The organism is Streptomyces torulosus, from assembly GCF_001419765.1.
Taxonomy (GTDB): domain Bacteria; phylum Actinomycetota; class Actinomycetes; order Streptomycetales; family Streptomycetaceae; genus Streptomyces; species Streptomyces torulosus.
Genome location: NZ_LIRK01000719.1, coordinates 1 through 5241 on the forward strand (window position 1 = coordinate 1; position 5241 = coordinate 5241).

Sequence of the window (5241 nt, forward strand, 5' to 3'; positions counted from 1 at the left end):
CCCCCTCCCCGGCCCGCTCCACCTACCAGCGGAGGGTCGCCGACTACTGGAACGCCGAGGAGAACCCGGTCAACCTCGAACTCGGCAGGATCGACGACCTGTACCACCATCACTACGGCGTCGGGGAGGCCGACTGGTCGGTCCTCGACGACGACCCCGACCCGGCGCGCCGCCGGGAGCGCGTCACCGCCGAACTGCACCGCCTGGAACAGGCCCAGGCGGAGCTGCTGGCCCACCATCTGGGTCCGCTCTCCCCCACCGACCGTGTCTTCGACGCCGGGTGCGGGCGCGGCGGCGGCAGCGTGGTGGCGCATCTGCGGTACGGCTGCCACGCCGACGGCGTCACCATCTCCGCGAAGCAGGCCGAGTTCGCCAACGACCAGGCCCGCAGGCGCGGCATCGACGACCGGGTCCGCTACCACCACCGCGACATGCTCGACACGGGGCTGCCCGCCGGGGAGTTCGCCGCGTCCTGGAACAACGAGTCCACGATGTACGTCGAGCTGGACCTGCTGTTCGCCGAGCACGCCCGGCTGCTGCGCCGCGGCGGACGCTATGTGACCGTCACCGGCTGCTACAACGACGCCTACGGGCGCGCCTCCCGCGAGGTGTCCCTCATCAACGCGCACTACATCTGCGACATCCACCCCCGCTCGGCGTACTTCCGCGCGCTGGCCCGCAACCGTCTGGTCCCCGTCCATGTGCAGGACCTCACGGCTGCCGCCCTGCCCTACTGGGAGCTGCGCAAGCAGGCCGACCACCTGGTCACCGGCATCGAGGACACCTTCATCACCGCCTATGAGAACGGCAGTTTCCAGTACCTGCTGATCGTGGCCGACCGCGTCTGACCGGCGGGCGGCCGGGTGCCGGGAGGCCGGCCGGCGCGGATCACGGCTCCGAGGTCTCGGACTCGAGCGCGGTGCGGGTCGGCATGCCGTAGACGCCCGACTCGTCGTCGAGGACGACGCGGGTGAGCTGGTAGCCGCGGACGGCGCTCTCGACCTCCCGGTCGAACTCGCCGTCGGCGTCCCCGTTGTAGAGGCCGAGCTGGCGCAGACGGAGCTGGAGTTCGGTGACCTCGGGGCCCTGGTCTCCGAGGCCGAGGACGGGGTTCTGCTCGGCGCTCCCGGTCGGCGCGGGGCCCGACGTGCGCGTCGCGCCGCTGTGGGACGGGGTCCGGGTCGGGCGGCCGGAGCCGCTCGGGGCGGCCGAACTCTCGCCGGGGGTCGCGTCCGGGGAGGCGCTCGGGTTGCCCGTCGACCGGCTCGGTGAGGCCGTGCCCGACGGCGTGGGCGTCGGGGTCGTGTCCTCCTGGGAGGCCTGGGAGGCCGCTTCCGGGAGCCGGGCCCGGACGTCGTCCGGCAGGGAGCCGTTCCGTGCGGGCGCGTCGTACGAGAAGAGTCCGCTCACGAGGCCCGCCGCCACCAGGGCGGCCACCGCGGCGGCTCCGGCCCCCACCGCGAGCGCCCTCCTGCGTCGCCGCCCGCCCTCGGGATGGCCGGTTCCGACGCGGGGTAGCTCGTCCGGGGCGCTGGGCGGCCCCGGGTACCCGGCGTGGGCAGGCAGCTCCTCCGTGGGGTCGTCCGACGCGTACGCGGGGTCGTGGACGCCGGAGGAGTCGGGTGCGGCGGCCGTGTCGTGGGCACCGGAGGGGTCGTCGCCGACCTTCACGAACGGCCGTATCCGTACGGGGTCGAAGTCCTCGGCGGCCGCCGCCTGTGCCGTTCGTGAGTCGCGGTGGGCCTCGGACGCCTGCTCGGCGCAGGAACAGGCCGGGGTGCCGTCCGCCGCCCGGGGCGTACCGCACTGGGGGCAGACAGGGCCGGTCGGTTCACTCACGCGCGCACTCACTTCGAACGGTCTTCCGGAGTTCTCACAGTCTTCTACACGAAATCCCCAAGACTTGCTTGAAACTCGAACCAGAACTCGCACGGGAGATCGAAAAATGGCCAACTCGGCTCAGCGCGAAATGAAGTGACACCCCGTCGAGTCGTCGCGCGAGCCACGGTTCAGGAGCTGTCGGCGGGCCAGCCGGCCGACCGTCCTGCGGGGTGCCGTGCGGAGGGTCCGCAGGACGGGCAGCTGATCCGGGGAGAGCCTGGCCCGTTCACCGCCGCCCGCGATGAGCGCGTTGACGGAGGCCATCGGGTCACCGCCGAGCTGCCGCGCCACCAACGCGCCGACCACCAGCGGGATCAGCACCACGGCGAGGGCCGAACCGGTGGCGGTGGCCTTGGCGGTGACGTGCCGGAGGGGGCGCGGACGCGCGGGGTGCGTGTTCATGACGACAGTGCACCAGCGGTGGGGGCGGCCCGGTATCTGACCGCGTACTCATTCGCGGCGCCCCGGATACTCAGTACCGCGTGGGCACCCTCCCGGTACGGGCGCCGGGCATGCCCCTCCACTCAGGCCGCCCCCATCGCTCAGGCCGCCGCCACGGCTTCCCGCTCCCCCGCCGCCCGGTGGATGGGGGTGCCCGATCCGGTCAGCGGTACGCCCGTGCCGCCGCGTCGGGTGGCGACGATCTCCGCCGCGATGGACAGGGCCGTCTCCTCGGGCGTACGGGCCCCCAGATCGAGCCCGATCGGGGACCTGAGCCGGGCCAGCTCCCGCCCGCTCAGGCCCACTTCCCGCAACCGGCGCTCCCGGTCGGCGTGCGTGCGCCGGGAGCCCATCGCGCCGACGTACGCGACCGGCATCCGCAGCGCCGTCCTCAGCAGGGGCACGTCGAACTTGGCGTCGTGCGTCAGCACGCACAGGACGGTGCGCGCGTCGGTCTCGGTGCGCCCGAGGTAGCGGTGCGGCCAGTCCACCACGATCTCGTCGGCCTCCGGGAAGCGGGTCCTGGTGGCGAAGACGGGACGGGCGTCGCACACGGTCACGTGGTAACCGAGGAACTTGCCCGCGCGGACCAGCGCCGAGGCGAAGTCGATCGCGCCGAAAACGATCATCCGGGGCGGCTGGACGGACGACTCCACGAGGAGGGTGAGCCCGCCGGGGCAGTGCGATCCGTCCGGTGACAGGTCGACGGTGCCGGTGCGCCCGGCGTCCAGCATCGCCCGGGCCTCGGCCACGGCCGTCCCGTCCAGCTCGGGATGGCCGCCGAGCCCGCCCTCGTACCCGCCGTCGGGCCGTACGAGCAGGGCCCTGCCGAGGAGTTCGGCCGGGCCCCGGGCGACCCGCACGAAGGCGGCCGCTCCGTCCCCGGCGACGGCCGCGAGCGCCGACCGGAACACCGGGGCGTCCGCGGCGGCCCGGGTGACCGGCGTGACCAGGATGTCGATCACCCCGCCGCAGGTCAGCCCGACGGCGAAGGCGTCCTCGTCGCTGTACCCGAACCGCTGGAGGACCGTCTCGCCGTCCATGAGGGCCTGCCGGCACAGCTCGTACACCGCGCCCTCCACACACCCGCCGGAGACCGAGCCGACGGCCGTGCCCTCGCTGTCGACGGCGAGCGCGGCCCCGGGGCCCCGGGGCGCGCTGCCGCCGACGGAGACGACGGTGGCGACCGCGAAATCCCGCCCCTGTGCGGCCCAGTGGTGCAGCTCGGCGGCGAGATCAAGCATCCGGGGCTCCCGCGAGGAGGACCCGGTCGGGCCGGATGGGCAGGTGGCGGTGGCGCACGCCGGTCGCGTGCCAGACCGCGTTGGCGACGGCCGCGGCGGCGCCGACGATGCCGACCTCCCCGATGCCCTTGATCCCAACGGGGTCGTCCGGGTCGTGGTCGTCGACCCAGTGCGCCTCGACGGCGGGCACGTCGGCGTGCGCGGCCACGTGGTAGGCGGCGAGATCGGCGCCGTAGTGGCCGCCCGTGGCCCGGTCCCGTACCGCCTCCTCGTGCAGGGCCATGGAGATGCCCCAGATCATGCCGCCGGTGAACTGGCCGCGCGCGGTGAGCGGGTTGACGATGCGGCCGGCCGCGAAGACGCCGAGCATGCGGCGTACGCGGACCTCGCCGGTGGCCGGGTCGACGGCGACCTCGGCGAACTGGGCGCCGTAGGAGTGCCGTTCCTTCTGCGCGAGGGCGCCGAGGGCGGCGGTGGTGTCCGAGCGGACGGTGATGCCCTCGGGGGGTACGGTGCCGCCGGGGGTGAGCCGCTCCCGCAGTTCGGCGGCGGCGAGGTTGATCGCCCAGGACCAGGAGCGGGTGCCCATGGAGCCGCCGGCGATCATGGCCGGGCCGAAGTCGCTGTCGCCGATCCGCACCCGGACGCGGTCCGGCGCGACGTCCAGCGCGTCGGCGGCGACCAGGGTGAGCGCGGTACGGGCGCCGGTGCCGATGTCCGCCGCGTTGATCCGTACGGTGAAGGTGCCGTCCGCCTCGGCCGTGACGGCCGCCGTGGAGGGCCCGGTGCCCGCGGAGAAGGAGGCCGCGGCCGTGCCGGTGCCGAGCAGCCAGCGTCCGTCGCGGCGGACACCGGGGCGCGGGTCGCGGTCGGCCCAGCCGAACCGGCGGGCGCCCTCGCGCAGGCACGCGGACAGGTTGCGGCCGGCGAAGGGCAGGCCCGACGCGGGGCCGCGCTCGGGTTCGTTGCGCAGACGCAGGTCGATCGGGTCGACGCCGAGCTTCTCGGCGAGTTCGTCGAACGCGGACTCCAGCGCGAACGAGCCCGGTGCCTCGCCCGGCGCGCGCATCCAGGTCGGGGTCCCGACGTCGAGGCGCACGACGCGGTTGACGGTGTGGTGGGCGTCGGCGTCGTACATCACGCGTGACGGTGCGGAGCCCATCTCGATGAACTCGTGCACCGTCGAGGTGAGGTTCAGGGAGCGGTGTTCCAGGGCGCGCAGCCGTCCGTCCGCGTCGGCGCCGAGCCTGATCCGCTGGGCGGTGGGGCTGCGGTAGCCGGCGAGGGAGAACATCTGGCGGCGGGTCATGGCGACCCGGACGGGGCGCTGGAGGGCCGTCGCAGCCATGACGGCGGCCACTTGGTGGGCGCGGACGCCCTTGCTGCCGAAGCCGCCGCCGACGTGCTCGGAGCGCACGTGCACGGAGGACGGGTCGAGCGAGAAGAGGTTGGCGAGTTCTCCGGCGACCCACGTGGTGCCCTGGTTGGAGTCGACGACCTCCAGGCGGCCGTCCTCCCAGCGGGCCGTGGCCGCGTGGGGCTCCATCGGGTTGTGGTGTTCTTCGGGGGTGGTGTACTCGGCGTCCACGACGACGGCGGACGCGGCGAGTTCGGCCTCCAGGTCGCCCTTCTCCGTGGCCGCCGGGCCGTAGCCGGCCGCGGGGTAGGCCCGCGG

General features: G+C 74.3%; 5 protein-coding genes. 1 reads left to right on the forward strand and 4 read right to left on the reverse strand.

What is annotated here, in order from left to right; translation table 11 throughout:
• Window positions 1-848, forward strand: an 848-nt coding sequence (locus AOK23_RS38345; RefSeq protein WP_055717088.1) for a geranyl diphosphate 2-C-methyltransferase, incomplete at its 5' end; no start/stop codon positions are given.
• Between the two features lie 40 nt (window positions 849-888).
• Here the strand turns inward: AOK23_RS38345 and AOK23_RS38350 are convergent.
• The 4 genes from AOK23_RS38350 to AOK23_RS38365 form a co-directional block, all read right to left on the reverse strand.
• Window positions 889-1839, reverse strand: a complete 951-nt coding sequence (locus AOK23_RS38350) for a peptidoglycan-binding domain-containing protein (RefSeq protein ID WP_055717089.1) — start codon at window positions 1837-1839, stop codon at window positions 889-891.
• A 120-nt stretch (window positions 1840-1959) separates the two neighbouring features.
• Complete coding sequence (locus tag AOK23_RS38355) at window positions 1960-2283, reverse strand: hypothetical protein (RefSeq protein ID WP_055717090.1); 324 nt, start codon at window positions 2281-2283, stop codon at window positions 1960-1962.
• A gap of 140 nt (window positions 2284-2423) precedes the next feature.
• Complete coding sequence (locus AOK23_RS38360; RefSeq protein WP_055717091.1) at window positions 2424-3566, reverse strand: XdhC family protein; 1143 nt, start codon at window positions 3564-3566, stop codon at window positions 2424-2426.
• Window positions 3559-5241, reverse strand: a 1683-nt coding sequence (locus tag AOK23_RS38365) for a xanthine dehydrogenase family protein molybdopterin-binding subunit (protein WP_055717092.1), incomplete at its 5' end; no start/stop codon positions are given. The genes AOK23_RS38365 and AOK23_RS38360, both read right to left, overlap by 8 nt.